At 39.7% G+C, this 19,739-nt stretch carries 14 protein-coding genes; 6 read left to right on the top strand and 8 right to left on the bottom strand.

Going from position 1 to position 19,739, the window contains the following annotated elements; all coding sequences use genetic code 11:
* Window positions 1-207 precede the first annotated feature (207 nt).
* Together V7K89_RS28740 and V7K89_RS28735 are read right to left on the bottom strand one after the other, a co-directional pair.
* A complete protein-coding gene (locus tag V7K89_RS28740; protein ID WP_335193346.1) occupies window positions 208-1,788 on the bottom strand; it encodes an LlaJI family restriction endonuclease in 1,581 nt (526 codons plus the stop codon).
* A gap of 52 nt (window positions 1,789-1,840) precedes the next feature.
* A complete protein-coding gene (locus V7K89_RS28735; RefSeq protein WP_335193344.1) occupies window positions 1,841-2,923 on the bottom strand; it encodes a restriction endonuclease in 1,083 nt (360 codons plus the stop codon).
* Window positions 2,924-3,055: 132 nt separating this feature from the next.
* Between V7K89_RS28735 and V7K89_RS28730 the strand changes: the two genes are divergently transcribed.
* Entirely contained in the window at window positions 3,056-4,237 is a 1,182-nt protein-coding gene (locus V7K89_RS28730; protein ID WP_335193342.1) for a class I SAM-dependent methyltransferase, read from the top strand.
* A gap of 70 nt (window positions 4,238-4,307) precedes the next feature.
* On the opposite strand, the gene bioB is transcribed toward V7K89_RS28730, so the two are convergent.
* Window positions 4,308-5,315, bottom strand: coding sequence for a biotin synthase BioB (gene bioB, locus V7K89_RS28725; RefSeq protein WP_335193350.1), 1,008 nt, complete (start codon window positions 5,313-5,315; stop codon window positions 4,308-4,310).
* 384 nt (window positions 5,316-5,699) lie between these two features.
* Here bioB and V7K89_RS28720 point away from each other — a divergent pair, with 384 nt between their 5' ends.
* Together V7K89_RS28720 and V7K89_RS28715 are read left to right on the top strand one after the other, a co-directional pair.
* Window positions 5,700-6,275 (top strand): GNAT family N-acetyltransferase, encoded by a 576-nt coding sequence (locus V7K89_RS28720; RefSeq protein WP_335193340.1) that lies wholly within the window; start codon window positions 5,700-5,702, stop codon window positions 6,273-6,275.
* 346 nt (window positions 6,276-6,621) lie between these two features.
* A complete protein-coding gene (locus V7K89_RS28715) occupies window positions 6,622-7,077 on the top strand; it encodes a hypothetical protein (protein ID WP_335193338.1) in 456 nt (151 codons plus the stop codon).
* Window positions 7,078-7,347: 270 nt separating this feature from the next.
* On the opposite strand, the gene V7K89_RS28710 is transcribed toward V7K89_RS28715, so the two are convergent.
* On the bottom strand, window positions 7,348-7,722 hold the full coding sequence (locus tag V7K89_RS28710; RefSeq protein ID WP_335193336.1) for a response regulator: 375 nt from the start codon (window positions 7,720-7,722) through the stop codon (window positions 7,348-7,350).
* A 359-nt stretch (window positions 7,723-8,081) separates the two neighbouring features.
* Window positions 8,082-8,294: a hypothetical protein gene (locus V7K89_RS28705; RefSeq protein WP_335193334.1), complete on the bottom strand. Its 213-nt coding sequence runs from the start codon at window positions 8,292-8,294 to the stop codon at window positions 8,082-8,084.
* Between the two features lie 344 nt (window positions 8,295-8,638).
* On the opposite strand from V7K89_RS28705, the gene V7K89_RS28700 reads away from it, so the two are divergent.
* On the top strand, window positions 8,639-10,117 hold the full coding sequence (locus tag V7K89_RS28700; protein WP_335193332.1) for a protein adenylyltransferase SelO: 1,479 nt from the start codon (window positions 8,639-8,641) through the stop codon (window positions 10,115-10,117).
* A 94-nt stretch (window positions 10,118-10,211) separates the two neighbouring features.
* On the opposite strand, the gene V7K89_RS28695 is transcribed toward V7K89_RS28700, so the two are convergent.
* A complete protein-coding gene (locus V7K89_RS28695; RefSeq protein ID WP_335193330.1) occupies window positions 10,212-11,936 on the bottom strand; it encodes an ABC transporter ATP-binding protein in 1,725 nt (574 codons plus the stop codon).
* Between the two features lie 242 nt (window positions 11,937-12,178).
* On the opposite strand from V7K89_RS28695, the gene V7K89_RS28690 reads away from it, so the two are divergent.
* Together V7K89_RS28690 and V7K89_RS28685 are read left to right on the top strand one after the other, a co-directional pair.
* The gene (locus V7K89_RS28690; protein ID WP_335193328.1) at window positions 12,179-14,143 is read left to right on the top strand and encodes a putative bifunctional diguanylate cyclase/phosphodiesterase; all 1,965 of its coding nucleotides are present in this window, start codon (window positions 12,179-12,181) and stop codon (window positions 14,141-14,143) included.
* A 194-nt stretch (window positions 14,144-14,337) separates the two neighbouring features.
* Window positions 14,338-14,529 carry a hypothetical protein gene (locus V7K89_RS28685; protein ID WP_335193326.1) on the top strand — a complete coding sequence of 64 codons (192 nt, stop codon included), beginning with the start codon at window positions 14,338-14,340 and terminating at the stop codon, window positions 14,527-14,529.
* Between the two features lie 206 nt (window positions 14,530-14,735).
* On the opposite strand, the gene V7K89_RS28680 is transcribed toward V7K89_RS28685, so the two are convergent.
* Window positions 14,736-15,734: a PRC-barrel domain-containing protein gene (locus V7K89_RS28680; RefSeq protein ID WP_335193324.1), complete on the bottom strand. Its 999-nt coding sequence runs from the start codon at window positions 15,732-15,734 to the stop codon at window positions 14,736-14,738.
* Window positions 15,735-15,792: 58 nt separating this feature from the next.
* Window positions 15,793-19,461 (bottom strand): chromosome segregation protein SMC, encoded by a 3,669-nt coding sequence (gene smc / locus V7K89_RS28675; RefSeq protein ID WP_335193322.1) that lies wholly within the window; start codon window positions 19,459-19,461, stop codon window positions 15,793-15,795.
* Window positions 19,462-19,739 lie beyond the last annotated feature (278 nt).

Raw genomic sequence — 19,739 nt, 5'->3', positions numbered from 1 at the left:
TATGCTGAAGTATTCAATTCGATTATTACTTCATTACTTGAAGTACGGGAAAATACCCGTGTTAACCTGATTCATCCCGCACTTATGCAACGCCATAATTTTCTATAACTTTCTTTTGTTCTTCGTTAGCAAAGGAGACAAAAGGAACATAAATACTTTCAAAGGCTGAATTTACTGAACGAGTTCCAAGAATATTTAACTTATAATTTATAAATTATCTTCTAAATAAATATTTTGTATTAACGAAAAATTTGCTCTAAATATTTTTATACCCTGAAGATTTAGCCCTGGCTCTAATTCACCTAATAGATTGGATGGTTCTATGTCGTAGTAATAAGGAATAAAAAACTCATTTGCAGAAACCTCACATTTTTGCTGCAAAATGTATTCATAGGTAAGCTGCTTTATAATGTCATCCCTATATTTTTTAGCCGATTTTTGAGAAAGTTTTTTATTATAAAATCTTAATGGTAAATCTTTATAATCGATTATTTTTATAGATTTACTTTCTGGAAAGTTATTATTTACTTTTTCAGTTTGGCTTTCTAAAATTAAATCAGGACGTATGAATCGACGTAGTACTTTACTTTTAACTCGTTTTTCAGACTGATTATATTTAGAACGCGAGTAAATAAATTGTCTATGATTTAAATCAAATTCAATGCAAAGTAGCTCGTCCCATTCAAGTTTTTCTTGGATTTTTGCTAACTTGTTAGAATTTGTTAAACTTGTGCAGTAAACCCATTGATTCCAATATACACTTCTGCCATTGGCTTTGCAGTTTCCAACTCGATTTTTTTCTTCTCCTTCCCTTTCTAAGTTCTGATATCCTTTCAAAGATATATCTGTATCTGCATAGCAAATTTCGTCACGGTGCTCTTTAAAAAAATAGGTGTTGCACATATCTTCCCAAATTAGGGAAAATCTATATACTCCCCAGAATTCACCATTACCTTGCTCAGGATTTAGCTCGCCGTAGAGGAATGTTTCAATAGCTTCGTAAAGTCCCCAATAGTCAGCATCCTTGTATAAAGTATTTTTATCTATCTTATCTAGCGCTTCTTTAAGAATACTAATAGTTTCTTCAAAGGTATCCTTGGCAAAAATAGATTGGTTACTAGTTAGATAATCTTCCTTAAAGCGTTGGGCAAGAAAGCGTATATCTTGAGTGTGTGCTTTAATGTTATCTGACACATCGCTATTTAACTGCTCTATAATCTCATCTAGAATATAGCAATACAGATTTACAAGGTCAGTACTTTCATAGCGTACTGTCGAACGTGGCAGATTCATTGCCTCAAGATAGATTACATCGTTATTTAAATTGTCTTTTAGATAAATAGCGTGATCTAAATACTTATGAATTTGAGAATATTCGATGTCTTCACTACGTCTAACCTTCTTTTGAACTGAGTTTATCGCAAGTTCATCGTAGGCTTCCAAAACTCGTTCAATCATTTTAATTTTACTGTAGAGTACACAAACATCTCCTTCCTCTGTTTGCATTTTGACTCCACCAGATGAAAGAGTCGTCTGATCCTGCTCTTGTTGAAAATCAGGTTTATTTATATTGAATCGTTTATTATCTAAATTATCGACCTCAAACTTCCGAAAAGTACGATACATTTTAAAAAATAAATTTCGTACTGCATCGAAGTCACCCTCTGGAAAATTATCAAAGCCATTGGGTAGACAAAACTCGAAATTATCTTCAAATTTAGATTTACGAATACCGATAAAAAAATCGTTAGTATTTTTGACTATATTAAGGCTGGAAAAGTCAAACATGGAACGTTAAACATAGGGGCTAGTATTTCAAATTTAAATCGTGATGCCCAAGTTAATCAGGAAGATTCATTATATTTTTAATTAAAGTATTGTGTAGTTTAGTAAAATCTCCAAAAGTCACAAGATTATCTTTTGTTACCTTCAAAAGATCCACTAGTGGCTTTTTATCACGATTAAAAACACTGTCCCATAAAAAGAACATTAGTTTATTCTGTATCTGTTCAGCAGTTACAGGCTGTTTGATGAAATAATAGCCGATTTGCTTGTCTTCAATTCCTCGAATTGAGGCATGATGGCTTTTAATAAAGTTATTAAGCTTTTTAATCAGCTTTTTCCATTCATTTTCATCTAAGATTCCTCCTTTTCCATACGTAGCTGTATTCGGCTTACTCTCATCCCAGTTCACGAATTCCCAATCCCAACGACGCTTGAATGCACTGTCCATGAAATAAATGGAGTTATCAGAAGTATTCATGGTAGCCAGGATAGAAAGATTAGGCGGAATTCTGATAATCCTATTTAATAAATCAAACCTTAAAAATTCAATTTTCTTTTGTAATGTCTCTAATTTAGCAACTCCTTCGTAAGGTTGTAATCTGTACTCATTGATATTTCCTCTTTCATCGTAACCAAACTTTGTTCCTATCAATTCTAATAACTTTAAAAATTCGATAGCGGTTAGATTAATCCCATAACTTGACCAACCATCTTCATCTCTATCTAAAAGCTGAAAAGCAGTACCAAATATAGCTGATGAATTACCTCTATTAATTTCATCAATTACAAGAGCAACATTTTCTGGTTGCTTGACTTGTTTACCCTCTTTATCATAGGCTTCCTTTATATTTTTATAAGATTGAGATAGTGCTTTTAAAAAATGTCCTTCATAATAGTTGTATTCTACTTTCCCTGATCTCATCGTAATTGGTACTAATTTACCCATAAAATCCCCATAAGTATATTCTGGATGAAAAACTGTTTTGATAATATTTTCAGGATAAGTGGATTCATCTATACCTAAGTAGTTAGGGATAATATCGGAAACAATTCTGTGGCTTTTGCCGGTTCCCGGACTCCCGAAGAGAATTTTATGAATGGGTTTATTCATTATTGCTGACATTTGATAAGCAACCATTTGTTAACACTAAATGTAAAATTTATACAACAAACCAGTTTAACTCAACTTTTTGCAAACGGGTGGTAAAACTTTTTGGCTGTGAACAACAAATATTCGATAAACTCAGAATTCCCCCAAGATTTAGTTATCATGTCAGATTCTCAAACCGTTAGTGCTGCTGTTGCCAAACTCTACAATACTTACCCCTTTCCGCCAGAAGCCCTGTTGGATGAACCACCTCCAGGCTACAACTGGCGCTGGAATTGGCTAGCCGCTCATAACTTCTGCACGGGTCAAAAACCCCAAAGGCAAGATATTCGGATTTTAGATGCAGGTTGCGGTACTGGTGTGGGTACAGAGTACTTAGTTCACCTCAATCCTCAAGCTTCTGTTGTGGGAATTGACCTCAGTACTGCTGCTTTGGCTGTAGCTAAAGAACGTTGTCAGCGTTCTGGGGCTAACCGCGTTGAATTTCATCACCTCAGTTTGTTTGATGTCGAACAGTTACCGGGTGAGTTTGATTTAATTAACTGTGTTGGCGTTTTGCACCATACTTCCGATCCCATTCGCGGTATTCAAGCTTTGGCGAAAAAGTTAGCCCCAGGCGGCTTGATGCACATTTTTGTGTATGGGGAGTTGGGGCGTTGGGAAATTCAACTCATGCAAAAAGCGATCGCCCTTCTCCAAGGTGACAAAAAAGGCGACTACCGCGATGGTGTCCAAGTCGGCAGACAAATATTCGCTTCTTTACCAGAAAATAACCGAATTGTCAAATACGATAAACAACGTTGGTCATTAGAAAACAACAAGGATGAATACTTCGCTGATATGTACGTTCATCCTCAAGAAATTGACTATAACATTGAGACGCTATTTGAATTAATTGATGCTTCGGGATTAGAATTTATTGGTTTCTCGAATCCGAGTTTCTGGAATTTAGAGAGACTTTTGGGTAAAGCACCAGAGTTAGTAGAACGGGCAAAACAATTGAGCGATCGCCAGCTTTATCGCTTGATAGAATTATTAGACCCAGAAGTAACTCATTACGAGTTTTTCCTCGGTCGTCCTCCTTTAATCAAAGCTGACTGGTCAGACGATAACGTCCTATTGGCAGCGATTCCCGAACTTAATCCTTGTATTGAAGGATTTCCCGGTCAATGTTTCTTTAATTATGATTACCAAATTGTTAATTTATCTGTAGCAGAGTTTGAGTTTATGCAAAGATGTGATGCTAATTCCACAGTTGCAGATATTTTGGCAAGTGTACAATTGGGATTGGATGGGGTAAGAACCCTTTTGCAACAGCAGTTGATTTTATTAACACCTGCTTAAGGAATTCAATAAAAAAATATCCAATTATTTATTGTGGGATAGCCGTTTCGGTCATCCCACAATCAGATATTTATCCGACAACAGCCGGACTTGCTACCTTCTCTTGTCTTTGGGAAGGCGGACGCATTCCCAAGCCAAGTAAATTCAGCATTTCTCGGTCAGTATCGTAATCGGGACAGGGAGTTGTCACTGTCAACATCTTGTTGTCGTCGCTGGAAAAGATAGAATTAGCTCCTGCCATAAAGCAGAAAGCTTGCTCAACTTGAGAAAGTCTCGCCCTACCAGCACTAAGACGCACATCAGAAGTTGGCATTAAAATTCTGGCTGTGGCAATCATCCGCACAATATCCCAAATGGGAACATCAGGCTGATTTTCTAAGGGTGTGCCCGGTACTTGGGAGAGAATATTAATTGGTACGGATTCTGGATGGGGATGTAAGTTTGCCAAAGTTTGTAACATCCCAACCCGGTCATCGACAGTTTCGCCTAAACCCAAGATACCGCCGGAACATACAGTAACATTTGTCTGACGGACATTCTCAATTGTGTTTAAGCGATCGCTATATGTTCTTGTGGTAATAATTGTGCTGTAATATTCCTGCGAGGTATCTAAGTTATGGTTGTAGGCGTAAAGTCCTGCTTCTGACAATTTCCTAGCCTGATTTGCCGTCAACATACCCAGAGTGCAGCACACTTCTAAACCCATTGCAGTCACATCCTTGACCATTTCTAGGACTTCCTCAAATTGTGAGTTATCCCGCACTTCGCGCCAAGCAGCACCCATACAAATGCGACTAACACCAGTTTCTTTAGCTTTTTGAGCGATGTTAACTACTGTTTCTTTTTCTAGGAGTGCTTGCGCCTTTACCTCTGTTTTATAGCGGGAAGATTGGGCGCAGTAGCTACAATCCTCTGGACAACCTCCCGTTTTAATCGATATCAGCTTGCAAACTTGTATTTTTGTTGGGTCATGATATTGGCGATGCACGCTAGCTGCTTGATAAATAAGCTCTAGCAAAGGCGTGTTGTATATCGCCCTAATCTCTAATTCTTGCCAATCGTAGCGTATTCCCACCACATTACTATCCTTCTTGTAGACTGGATTAATCAAGAGCTATCTTTTACTTGAATCTGCTGTGGTACAGCGTTTGGGCAAAGCGATTTTATCGAAGTTATGCCCAGCACTGTGCTTTATCACCCATTGGCTCTCAATCCTTCCGCTCTAGATATTAGACATCAGCTTATCAAGATTTTGATTAAATGGCAGATTAAGAGCAAAAATACTCATGAATTGGAGATTATTGACGCTTAATTCTTAACAAACTTTATGAAAAAGCTATGACACTTGTGTAAGTCGTAATGATGAGACAGCTAATTTAACTGCTGCTAAACCACAGGTTATGAGAGAATTTATAACATTTAGAGAATGTTCTGCGAAGAGATCCCCTTGATTAAGTAATTTATGATATCAGAACTGCCAATAATTGCAAGCGATCGCCTGTTATTACGAGCAGCGATCCATGAAGATATACCCCAAATTCTCAAATACTTCATTGATAACAAAACTTATCTGACTCCATTTTACCCTCTTTGGGCTGATGGTTTTTTCACTGAAGAATATTGGCAGTATCAAATAGAGAATAGTTTTCTAGAATTTATCAATGGGCAATCGTTAAAATTATTTATTTTTACCAAAAAAAAACCTACCGTAGTTATTGGAACGGTTAATTTTAGTAATTTTGTCCGAGGAGCCGCTCATTTTTGCTATGTGGGATATAGCCTTGCTGAAAATAAACAAGGTAAAGGATATATGACAGAGGGGTTAAAATCTGCAACTCAATATCTATTTCAAGAGTTAAATTTTCACCGAGTTATGGCTAATTATATGCCTCACAATCGCCGCAGTGGCAATGTACTCAAAAGACTCGGTTTTGTCGTTGAAGGATATGCTAGAGACTATTTGTTAATTAATGGGCAATGGGAAGATCATATTTTGACAAGTCTTACAAATCCTAATTGGAAAGCACCTGATTTTTAAAAATATACTAAATTTTTTATTAACTTTTTATTTTATTTATCGACCATACTTGTTGCTTATAAACCTTATTTAGGTAATCTATACAAGTAAGTTAGGCTTCAAATTAATTCAAATACTTATTTGCAGTTAGTAAAAATTCCTATTTATAATATTATAATATCCATCTGATAATAAATTTAATATATCAATTTTGAACATCTCCAAATTCATAGTAAATTCATAATAACTACACAACAACTCCACAAGCAAATGCAATAGTAATATTTGTTCACTACCAGGCTTAGTTATTAAGGTTAGCTTGAACCGATGTGTCCGATTTTCTTAAATAGTTGAGGAGTTTTTTAAAATGCTCATTAATTCTATAAAGCGCTTATCTGTCTTTTCTACTATCTTCGCTTTTGCTACCATTTTAAATGGAGTTGTCTTGGCAGCACCAGTCCCAAATTCCGCCACTACACCAGTCTCAAAAACTCAGACTAGTGCTGCATCACACCAGCCAATCAAACTCACAAATCAACAGCGCCTACAAATCCAAATAGCTCGCCAGCAAAGAGATAAGGATATTGAAGCTCTATTAACCCCGTCCCAAGATACTAAATTTAAGGCGGCATTGCAATCCCGTCAGAGAATCAGAATAGTATTAAAATCTTTGGATCTCAATCAAGATCAACAGAAACAGGTTCAATCAATTTTGCAAACTTATAACCTACAAGTGAAAAAAATTCTCGCTTCACAAGTACCACAAACACCATCAAAACCAGTAGGAATTGCTGCACCAACATCACAACCAATTAAAAAATAAAAAATCAGTTTTATTTCATTAAGTTTAAGTTTTGTAAGACTGGCGGATTTTATCCAAACTTCGGTTAAGTCAGTCTTATTTTTTTGATGTCCAAAACTTTATTTATTTTAAAATAAGGTAAGAGTAAATAAATATATAATCTGTATAAAATCAGTGAGAGTTAACAACAAAAATATTCCACTTGATTTTCAAATAAAGTGTTTTTTTGCAGATTTTTACACATAGACTTGGCTCAATACCAGTTTGCTATTCACGCTCAGTTCAAATTAATTAACTTACTTCTAAAATTGATTTGACTTTTTTAACAAATACATCAAGTTGAACTGGCTTGTAAAGAAATCCAGCTACTTCATTGTTGCGAAAATCTTCTTCATTATTAGCTGATACAATCAAAATTGGGAGAGTGTTTATTTTTAAATTTTGCCGAACATAATTAATTACATCCCAACCACTCATATCTGGCATCATTAAATTTGTAATTAGTAAATGAGGTTTTTTTATCTTAATTTTGTCAATTGCCTCCGAACCTCTATTTGCAGTTGATACCTCATAACCTTCTGATTCTAAGACGAGTTTCATCACTTGAACCATTTGTTCAATATCATCACAAACTAAAATATGTTTAGTACAATTCTCTTGATTCATCTTGCTGATTATTTAGTTTAAGTTAGAAAAAAGCCTGTAATTTCTAAATCAAATAGAAAAAATTGCTGATTCTTATTTTTAATAGTATACTCTTTCTTACTAAAATTCTTCTATCTGGTGAACAAGTTCAGGTAGATAAAGCATAGTTTAATGTAAAATTTGCTAGTGATACAAAATACAAAACAAAAGCGTCAGTATTTCAACATTTCTAGACGATTGAAACCGGTTTTACAAGAGTCAATATCTCATGGCAGAGGTAGAAATTTACTCGTGAGCGATTGACACGCATCTACGAACTTATGCTAGCTTCAGCATTCTAATTATTCTGAGTTGCCTAACCCAAAACGGATATATAAGCTTCAATGTTTATAGGGCTTATTCTGTACAAACCACTTTTCATAAGCTTCTTTTACAGCTTTTCTCTCTTCAGATGATAAAAGCTCATCTGGTTGACCAGAAGCTAAAATTTTAGCGGCAGTAACCGCTTTTTCATATAACACACCGGACTGAACCAGTTCTGTACAAAAGATTTTTTCTCTTTCTTCTACTGGTGTAAAAAAATTACTTGGCATTAAAAAAAATTCCTTAGTCTTGTTTTCAAAACAATACTTTTTATTACTAAACTTCTTCTTCTATCTAGTGAATAATTTCAGGTAGATAAAGCATGGTTTAATGTAAAGTTCGTTAGTAATAAAAAATACAAAACTGAAATTTCTCGCTGATAATTTTATCAGGCAGTTCGCTACAACTACAAATTAGTCAGCGTTCTTGCTTCAATTCCACGTTTTTCAAGGTGGGTTACTTCTGCCTGCTGAAGCGCTGCCATATTTTAGATATGGATCGCTTTTTGCGTCTATGCTGATGATGCTGAAGCCAGAGGTAGTATTAAAGGAAGAATGAATTAGCTTTGCTCGTAATGACTCTGGCTGAAACTCCAAACGATAAGAATTCTAGCAATCCTTTTCTCACCCTCAACTACGAAACTGCCTTAGAATCTTTAGGTGGTGACTACTACGATGAGGTTGCAGCGGCTGAATTTCCCCAACACATCCTGCGTTGGCGTAACGATGAACTATTGCCCCGTTTCGGTCTAGACCCCCAAGTAGTCAAAGACGAAGATTTCATCAAAGCCTTTGGTCAATTTCAGGGACGCAAACCCTTGTTAGCACTGCGTTACCACGGCTATCAATTTGGTGAGTATAACGGACAATTAGGTGATGGTAGAGGCTTTCTCTACGGGCAAGTACGCGCCAACGATGGCGAATTATACGATTTTGGCACTAAAGGTTCTGGGAGAACGCCCTACTCCCGTGGTGGCGATGGTATGCTCACACTCAAAGGTGGAGTACGGGAAGTTCTGGCTGCGGAAGCGCTGCACCACTTGGGTGTACGTACTTCGCGTTGTCTGAGCATGATTGAAACAGGTTTACCACTCTGGCGGGGTGATGAACCTTCGCCTACCCGTTCAGCTGTGATGATTAGAATGAGCAGTTCTCATATTCGATTTGGCACTTTTGAGCGACTGCACTATTTCCAGCGTCCAGATTTAACTAAGAAGCTGTTAGACCACGTAATTGAGCAGTATTATCGACACTTAAATGCTGAAAAAGATAAATATGCTCTGTTTTACGCCGAATTAGTGAAACGGGTTGCAGAACTAGTAGCGCAGTGGATGGCGGCTGGCTTTTGTCATGCAGTCCTGAATACTGACAATATGTCGATTACTGGAGAGAGTTTTGACTATGGCCCTTACGCATTTATTCCGAGTTATAACCCATCCTTTATAGCTGCATATTTTGACTATTATGGACGCTACTGTTACGGTAATCAACCAAGTATTTGTCATCTGAATTTACAAATGCTCCAAGAACCTTTAAAGGCGATTATTGATAAAGGCGAAATGGAAGCTGGATTAGCTAGGTTTGATGAGTATTATGAAGCTGAATACAGTTCTTTGATGTTGAAAAAGTTAGGTTTTGAGAATTTGCCGCATCGAGAAGCAGTGGAGCTATTGAATCTAACGATTGAATTTTTGAGAGATAGCCAAGTTGGTTATCACCAGTTTTTTTATGAGATGGCTCGTACTTTTTCATCGAAATGGCGAGATGAACCAGGTTTTGTGATGAATAATTCAGATATTGTGCCAGTACCGGGTGCATCTGGAATTTTTGATGATTGGTGCATACTATACCATCAAATTTTGAACGATTTTGAGAGCGATGTCTACGACGGGCTACGCCTACGCACTGATGTAATTGCTCAAACTCTAGCTGTTAATAATCCGAAAACAGTATTATTAAGACCTGTGATTGAATCTGTTTGGGAAGCAATTGCCCAGGAAGATAATTGGCAACCTTTTTATGAGTTGATCAAAGCAATTCAGTTTAGGAGATAGTTTAGTAAGGGGGATTGGAAATTGGGCATTGGGCATTGGTTATTCCCTTTGTCTCCCTTGTCTCCCTTGTCCTTTGCTCCCTGTTCCTCTACCTCTAACTAAACTGCTGGGCATAAAACCGCGCATAGCGACGCTGTAGGGCTAATAATTCTTCATGGGTTCCCGATTCGACAATTTGTCCTTGTTCGAGAACTAAAATGCGATCGCACCTTTTAACTGTCGATAAACAGTGAGCAATAATAAACACCGTCCGTTTTTCCATTAGTCTTTCCAGTGCTTCCTGTACCAGTGCTTCTGATTCGGAATCTAATGCTGATGTCGCTTCATCAAGAATCAAGATTTGCGGATTGAGTAAAACAGCACGAGCGATCGCAATTCTTTGTCTTTGTCCACCTGATAAGTTTACCCCACGTTCGCCTACCCAAGTACGATAACCTTCTGGCAGTTGGCTAATAAACTGATGAGCATTAGCAATTTTCGCCGCTTCTTTAACTGCTTTTATGTCAAAAATATCTTGTCCAAAGGCGATATTTTGGGCAATTGTCCCGGAAAACATAATGGTTTCTTGAGGAACAATCCCAATTTGTCGCCGTAGACTATGCAACTTCACATCTCGAATATCAACCCCGTCAATGAAGATTTGACCAACTTCAGGATCGTAAAAACGTAGGAGGAGATTTACAAATGTGGTTTTACCAGCACCAGAAGCACCGACAAGAGCGATCGCTTCACCTGGCGATACCAATAAACTGATATCTTTTAAGACAGGTTTGCCTGGTTTATAGGCGAAGGAAATATGACGATATTCTACTTTGCCATTGACTGGAGAAAGAGTGATCGCATTTATCTTTTCGATCACCGTTGGCTGAATTGCCATCAATTCAAAAACGCGATCAACAGATGCTTCACCCTGCTTAAATTCATTGTAATTATTAGTAGTGTGACCAATAGGATCAATTAACAGCGCCGCCGCCGCTAGATAACTGAAAAAATTCGCCACTGTCAAGTGACCTTGGGAAATTTGCCACGCTCCTACAATCAGTAACAATAAGGCACTTAAGGCTTCAAAAAATCCGATAATCGGAATCTGAATCGCTTTCAGACGTTCGGCTGAGTATTTTGCTTTGAGACTGCGTTCTGCTTCATGGCCAAAGCGAGCAATTTCGTAATTTTCGGCAGCAAAAGCTTGTACCAAACGAATACCGTTGAAAACTTCCGTGAGGATGGCTGATAAACCCGATACGCGATTTTGACTTTTTAAGGAATACTTACGTAATCGTTCACCAAACCAGCTAATTAAAATAGCCATTAGTGGTGCAACTATTACTGTTGCTAGTGTCAGTTGCCAATTCAAATAAATCATGTAAATAGGAATTGCTAGCAACTGCAAAATACAGGGGATAAAGTCGTGAAATACTTTATTTACGACTTCGCCAACGCGGTCAACATCTTCGGTGAGGCGGTAAGATAAATCACCTGCTTTTGCCGTTTCAAAATAGCTGAGATTGAGCTTTTGAAGATGGGCATAAACTTGCTGGCGGAGATGAAAAGCAACTCTTAAAGCAGCTTTCGCCATGTACATATCTTGTATAGACTGAAATAAGCCTCTCACCAGAAATACTAAAGCACAACTGCCAGTTATTTGAGCGATCGCGACTACATTACCTTGGGCAAAGGGAGTTGCCAATTTACCAGCAAGATTAATTAACACTAATGTTGCTAGTAGGTATCCTGATATACCAATAAGTCCCTTAGTGATGGTTTGCCACTGGAGTCGGATATAAGGCAGTAGTTGCCAGTAATTAGAACGGGTTTTCAAGCTCGAAGATCCACAACAATATTGTTTGACGCTAACAGTTTTTGGCAAGTTTCTGAATAGTTTGCTAATTAGTTACAAACTGTTGTAGTATTCAGGTTAAAATAATGTATACACAAAGAATTAGTATAAGTACTAAAAGTATATCCTGCTATAGATGCTAGGTTTTTAGTATGTATTAATACTGATACTTAGATTTGAGTATTACTTACACCTACGCTTCATAGTTTTGCAGCTTGAGCAACATGGATGTAGATAACTTTAGCCAGGAAATAGAGGAATTGCGATCGCGAGTAAGGGGGATATGGCAGCGCACTGCAACTCAACCAAACTCACACCAAGAGCTAATAATAGCAGCTTTCAATGAACTCCAAATGGTAGTGGAAGAACTATTGGTTGCCTCTGAGGAGTTAGAGGTAACAAGAGCAAGAGCAGAAAGAGAACGCCAGCGTTACCAAGAATTATTCGATTTGGCACCAGATGGTTACTTAGTAACTAATATCGTAGGGAAGATCCTAGAGGCTAACTATGCAGCAGCAATTATCCTCTCTGTGCGCCAACAATATCTCATTGGTAAACCATTAGTTCTGTTTATTGCTCAACAAGACCGCCAGATATTTAGCTCTCTGATAAATAATTCGCAGCAGATACAAGACTGCATCATTGACATAAATCCACGCTTGGGTACACCCTTTCCTGCTAGTGTCAGGGCAGCTCCAGTGTATAACTCACAACAAAAGTTGGTAGGCTGGCGTTGGTTGCTGCGTAATATCAGCGAAACGAAACAAGCACAAGAACGAGTGGCAAAACGCACAGTGGAACTGGCAAAAGCAAATGAGCAATTGCTGGGTGAAATTACAGAGCGTAAACGAGCCGAATCACAACTGCTACACCTTGCCTTTCACGATGTACTAACGGGCCTGCCAAACCGCGCTTTATTTATGAACCGTTTAGAAGATGCGGTCAATTATTCTAAACGGCATTCAGATTATCTTTTTGCTGTCTTGTTTCTAGACCTAGATCGCTTCAAGTTGATCAACGACAGCCTGGGACACGCATTGGGAGATCAATTATTGCTTACCGTAGCTCAAAGGCTTCAAGAATGCTTGCGCTCTGTAGATATAGCTGCACGGCTGGGAGGAGACGAGTTTATCATCTTGCTGGTGGGAATTAAAGATGTAGTAGAAGTGGTAGCGGTTGTTGAACGAATACAAAAGAAACTGGCACTTCCGGTGATTTTAGGCGGGCAAGAAGTTTTTACTACAGCAAGTATTGGCATTGCGTTAAGCATAACAGGTTGTCAACAACCAGAAGACTTCTTGCGTGACGCCGATATTGCGATGTACCGAGCTAAGACACAAGGCAGGGCGTGCTATGAGATTTTTAACACTGATATGCATATTCAAGCAATGGCACACTTGGAGTTAGTTAACGAGCTACGCCGAGCCGTTGAGCTTCGAGAGTTTCAAATTTATTATCAACCGATAGTGTCACTCAGTAGCGGCAAAATAACTGGTTTTGAAGCGCTTGTGCGTTGGCTACATCCAAAACACGGCATTGTTTTACCAGAGTATTTCATGTCAATTGCCCAAGAAACCGGGCTAATTGTCCTTATTGAGCAATGGGTTTTGTATGAGGCCTGTGGTCAGATGCAGCAGTGGCAAGAGCAATTCTCTTCTAACTCTGAGAATCTGCCTAAGTCTCCCTTAAGCATTAGTATCAATCTTTGTAGTACTAGGTTCAGTGAAGAAAAGTTGCTACCGCACATCAATAAAGTTCTACAAGACACTGGACTTAACGCACCGAGTTTGACGCTGGAGATTACAGAAAGCGTAATTATGGAAAACAACGATAAAGCGATCATCAGGTTAAAGCAACTGAGAAATTTAGGAATTAAGTTGGCAATTGACGACTTTGGTACAGGCTATTCTTCATTAGGTCGTCTCCACCACTTTCCAATTAATCAGTTGAAGATAGACCGCTCCTTTGTTAGTGGGGACATTATTGATGGAAATTTAGATATTGTTCAGACAATTATTACATTGGCACACAAATTAGGTGTGGATGTGACCGCTGAAGGAGTGGAGACAGAAGAACAAGTAGCAATGTTAAGAAAGTTGAGCTGTGAATATGGGCAGGGATATTTTTTCTCCTATCCATTAGATAGCTCTCAGGCAGCGGCATTAATTATGGCAAATCCTCAGTGGTGATACGCCAAGAGCAACAGCGAAATCAGTCTCCTACCAGAATGAGATTTTGGTAGATAAAAAATTAGCCCCCTCCTTACTTGCAAGGAGAGGGCTGAACTTATCTGAAGAATAATTCACGCCTAATGTGAATTAGAAAAAAAGGCGGGAGAAGTAAGAAGATGAAAGTTACCAGCTATTCAACTCAGACTTCCCCCATGACTAGCATAAACTTTGGAACGCTCTTAACAAGAATATTTGTATTGGTAGATGATTGCTATCAGCAGCAAGTAAAAAAGACAACAGTGCTAAAACCAGGGATAAAACCAAGCATCAGCGATAGTGAAATGATGACACTGGCATTATTAAAACTGTCGATGGCTTTTGTGTACACATTGCTGCAAAAATAGCATTCTCACACTCTACGCTTATTGCTTCGTCGTCATTTTGGTATTAATGTTCTCACTTTCCAGTCTCAACCTATTTAATTCACATTAAGCGTAATTCATAATTTAAGCCGAAAATTACGAATTATATTAGGTTGCGAGTCTACGTACTCTTACAGAGAAGCAAGCTACGCTTTTAGCGTCTCGTAGAAAGCGTCATTACGAATTACTTAATATCCGCCTTCTTCTTCGTATTCTGGCTGTCTTTCCTTGACTTTCTTAGGAATATTGACTGGCTTCGGCGCATCTTCCCAAGCATCGCCCTCTACGTCGTCATAATCATCGTATTCGTCAACATAAGGCTTGTTGTAGGGCTGGGCTTCATATTTTAGCGGCTGCTGCGGTTGTTGATACCTGTCGCTGCCTGTTGCCTCGCTCCAGTTATCTTCTTCCTCGTCTTCTTCGTATTGAATAGATTCATACTGCCGTGCTTTCATTACCTGACGTTGTGGCCTTTCTTCTTCCACATAGTCTTCATTCCATTCTTCTTCCCGCGCTACGGGTTCAGGAGCACGAACTTTTTGCCTGGGTGGCTGCAATGGCACTCCACTAGGTAATTGATTGGGTGGTGCAATTGTACGTGGTGGAGTATAGCCGTATTCTTCTTCTATATCTCGCTCCCACGGTGCTTTGCCGATACCCAGGCGTTCTAATAAACCGACTGTCAACTGATTTACTCGTTCTTCGGCTCCCTCAAACACAATCAACCGATTGGGGCCAGTGCTGACAATTTCATCTACTGAGAACTCGTAAGTACTCACAAATTGATCGGGAATTTGGGGCAATCCTAAAGAAGCAATGACTATAGATTCAAGCTTCCCACTTTCGCCGTTGAATTTGAAGCCGCGAACTTTGCCTAAGACTTCACCTGTTTCTGTAATTACTTCCCAGTTAATTAAATTACTGAAAGATTCAACATCGATATCTTCAATGACATCTTCGTTATCAACCAGGATGACATCACCAATCTGGCTAATGTTGTTGAGGTACATATAGCGCGGTATGCCCGAAATAGAGATCAGGCTGTCTCGCAAACCAAGAGCCACAACCTCTCTTTGATCGATATCAACCCAGACTTGACTGATGATGCCTAGCCGCTTGCCGTTGTCGCGGGTAATCACCTGGGTATTTAATATGTCGGAACGCCTAATTATCTGTTCGGAGGTCATTCTATACCGAGTCCTGATCTCGAATCCGGTTTATCTATACACTATTATTAACAAAAACTCAAGCAGATGTATTGGATGATTGTAACTTAATCCCCAAAACTTGAGTGTAAGCTCCTCGTGCTTGAGTAACGCCAATTGTGCGTTCGGCTGATTCTATCATCGGACGACGCAAACTCACAACTATAAATTGCGCTTGTTGTGACTGTTGTTTAATCATTTTAGCTAATCGCTCTACATTTGCCCCATCCAGAAACATATCTACTTCGTCAAAGGCGTAAAATGGCGATGGGCGGTAGCGTTGCAGGGCAAAGATAAAGCTCAAGGCTGTAAGTGATTTTTCTCCCCCAGACATGGAAGCTAGGCGCTGTACTGGTTTGCCTTTGGGGTGCGCGACTAAATTTAGCCCACTGCTAAAAGGATCTTCAGGATTTTCTAGTTGTAAATAGCCGTCGCCGTCTGAAAGGATGGCAAAAATCGATTGAAAGTTTTCGTTGACAGCATCGAAAGCTTCTTTAAAAGCAAGTTGCCGCAATGTGGTAAAGTTTTCAATCCGCAAAAGTAATTCAGTGCGTTCTCCTTCTAGTGTCTCTAATTTTTGCGTGAGTTCTTGGAGACGGTTTTGAGTGCGTTCGTATTCTTCCAACGCCAGCATATTCACAGGTTCCATTGCCTGTAAGCGTTTGGTAAGCGATCGCAATTCTTTCTGCAATTCTTCCAAGTCTACTTTATCTGGAACTTCCGGTAAGGGATTTGGTAATTCTGCTCCTACATCCTGCAACTGACTTTGCAATGCAACTAATTCTTCTCGGCGCTTCTGTTGGGTTTCTTGGAGTTTTTGGATTTCCCATTCCAATTGTTGTTGGCGTAAAAGATGCGATCGCACTTCTTGTTCTGTAGCATCGCGTTTTTGTTTCTCTTCTCCCAAATTTTGCTCCATTTGACTCAACAATAAACGGGTTTGGGTGATTTGCTCGTCTATGGTTGTGGTTTGTGTGGAGACGCGATGAATCGCGTCTCTACAAGAGATTTCTTGGGTTTCGTATTCGGTGATTCGCGTTTCTGCTTCTTGGATTTTTTCTTGCAAACGTTGTTGCTGATTTTCTAAATTTTGTAATCTTTGTTCAGCTTCGCGTAATGCTGTGTCTCGTTGTTGCAATTGTTGCTCTTGAGTTTTAATTGTCGCCTGGATTTCTTGCCATTCACTGGGGGTTTGGGATGCTTCTAACTCCGCTAATGCGTGTCGCAATTGTTGTAATTCATTTTCTTGTCCAGGTAATTCCCGTTCTAAAATTTCCAGACGGGATTGTGCTGTGGCTAACTTTTCACTGTTTTGTGCGAGTTGCGATCGCGTCCCCTCTAATTGCACTGTTAAACTCTTAATATCTTTTTGCAACTGTTCCAATTGTAACTGCTGTTCTCGCCGTGCTTGACGCGCTTCGGTGAGTTCCTGGGTGAGTTTTTTGGTTTTAGTTGACAAAGTAGCGATCGCCTCGGTACAACGCTCTAAAACTCGCTCAATGTCCGCCAAACGACTTTTTAAAGCGATCACTTCATCAGATTCCGCTGCTTCACCCGTACCAAACCGCAACGCCGAACGCTGAGTGTTACTACCACCAGTCATTGCACCACTAGTTTCCAGAAGTTCCCCGTCTAAGGTGACGATGCGATACAGTCCTAAATTTTTCCGCGCCGCCTCCAGACTGGCAAAAACTACTGTGTTACCAAAAACATAGCTGAATACATCTTTGTAACGGCGATCGCAATCAACTAAGTTAACAGCATAGTTAACAAAACCGCTAGCAAAACGCAGCGTTGCATCTTGGGTAAATTTGGGAACGTGAATTTTATTCAGCGGTAAAAAAGTTGCCCTCCCTGCACGTTTCTGTTTGAGCAGTTCAATACCTGCTGCGGCGATGCTGTCATCTTCCACCACAATATGTCCCAAGCGTCCACCAGCAGCCATTTCCAAGGCAAGCTGATGCCGGGGTTCCACCAGTCCCAACTGCACAACTAAGCCGCAAACACCAGGCATTCCTGATTGTAAAATAACTTTACTAGCTTGGGTTCCTTGGACTTCCTGCTGTGCCTGCGCTTGCGCCTCTATTTTATCCAACTGGCGTTGTTTTTCTCGTTGTTCAGAAAGTAACCGTTTTTGGGTTTCCTGTTGGATTTGCAGTTCTTGCTCTGTGGCTGAGAGATTTTGGGCTAAATTTTGGATGGGTTCGCTAGAGGTGTTAAATTCCGTTTCAACTCCACTACACTGAGTTTGTTTTTCTGCTAATAGCGGTTCGTCACGTTCAATTAACTGGGTTTGCTCTTGGATAAGCTGCTGTAACTGATTATTGCGTTCCCTGAGTTGTGCTTGTTCGGTGCGTTGCGGTTCTAGAGTGTGTAGTAAAGCTTCAATTTGACGGTTGAATGCTGTTTGTTGCTGCACCCAGGCTTCTGAAGCCGAGGCGATTTCTGCTGCTGCTTCGCGGGAAATTTCTAAAGCTTGCTGTGTTTCATCCCTTTGTTGCTGACAATAGACAATAGATTGCCCTTCTACAATCTGTGTTTTGGCAATTTCTTCTAAGGAATGACGCTGTTTTTGAATTTCTTGCTGAGTTTGAGCTAGACGTTTGGCAGTTTCTTGGGAAGCCGTTTGTAATTCCGTTAGCTGACGCTGGAGTTGTTTATGTTCTACTTCTTGGGTAGCGAGAGTAGATTGTACCGCCAAAAGTTCCTCTTCTCCCAATGCTTTCACGTGGGCATTGAGTTGTTCAAGTTCAGCAGTTTTTTGAACGATTTCGGAATTTAGGTTTGTGAGTTGGGTAGTGAGTTCACTAAAATTGCGATCACCTGTTTGAATTTCCTGAACTAACTTTTCTTGTTGTGCTTGTAGCGATCGCCATGATAAAACAGCTTCCCAGGATTGTTTAGCGAGAAATTCTGTGCGGAGTTTTTGATATTTCTCAGCTTTCGCCCGATCTTGGGAAAGGCGATCGCGCTGTGCAGTTAATTCCGTTTCAATAATCCGACAGCTATCTTCCTTTTCCTTTACCTCATCTAAAGTTGATTTGGCTTGGATAATTTTGCGATCAAACGCCGCCACCCCAGCCAATTCATCAATAATTTCCCGCCGTTCCCGCCCATTCATCGAGATAATGCTGGTGACATCCCCTTGTAGCACTACATTGTAGCCTTCAGGATAAACCCGTAGATTATTTAGTTCCCCATGCAACTCTGTTAACGTGCAAGGTACACCATTGATATAGTAATTCGATGTGTAAGTCCCTTGGTGAGTGACTCGTAACCTTCTAGTAACACTCCATTCAGTTGGGGAGTGGGGAAGGTGCGGCTCCCTCTGGGGATAAGGAATAATGGGGAGTGGGGAGTGGGAATTCTCCCGATCTTCATCTACCTTTTCCTCTACTTCCTCACTCTGCGCCTTTGCGCCTTTGCGTGATAAGTCCTCCCCCGCCAAATCAAATGTCACCGTAACGCTAGCCTCAATCGAAGCACGTCCTTTACCCGTTTGAGTATTATTCACCAAATCCGGCAAGCGATCGGCTCGCATTCCTTTAGAACTGGAGAGTCCCAGGCAAAAGAGCAGTGCATCTAAGATATTAGACTTACCCGAACCATTTGGCCCAGATATGACAGTACATCCCGGTAGCAAAGGGACAGAGGTAGTGCCACCGAAGGATTTGAAGTTCGTAAGTTCCACGCGCTTGATGTGCACCATAGGCGCTGGTTCCCTGAGCTAATGAAGAACAAGTGTATCAACTAATTAAAAATTCGCAAGAGGGTAAAGGGGAGAATTGAAGATTATCCTAGACGCTTTGCGGTGAGGCTGCAAGCTTTACCGAAAGGCTTACTACTAACGATCGCCCAGTGTACAGCGAAAATTTTGATGTCGCAAACCGATCGTTAAAATTTTCCCAGAGCAGATAATATCATATCCGCCTAATTACTTATAATTCAAAAATATCTGCGTCTGCGTGTCTTTGAATCAGTCCTGAT

Origin of the sequence: Nostoc sp. (assembly GCF_036917515.1) — a bacterium.
In the GTDB taxonomy this organism is placed as follows: domain Bacteria; phylum Cyanobacteriota; class Cyanobacteriia; order Cyanobacteriales; family Nostocaceae; genus Nostoc.
The sequence above is the reverse complement of the archived record's forward strand: the minus strand, read 5'-3'. Positions and strand labels throughout refer to the sequence as shown.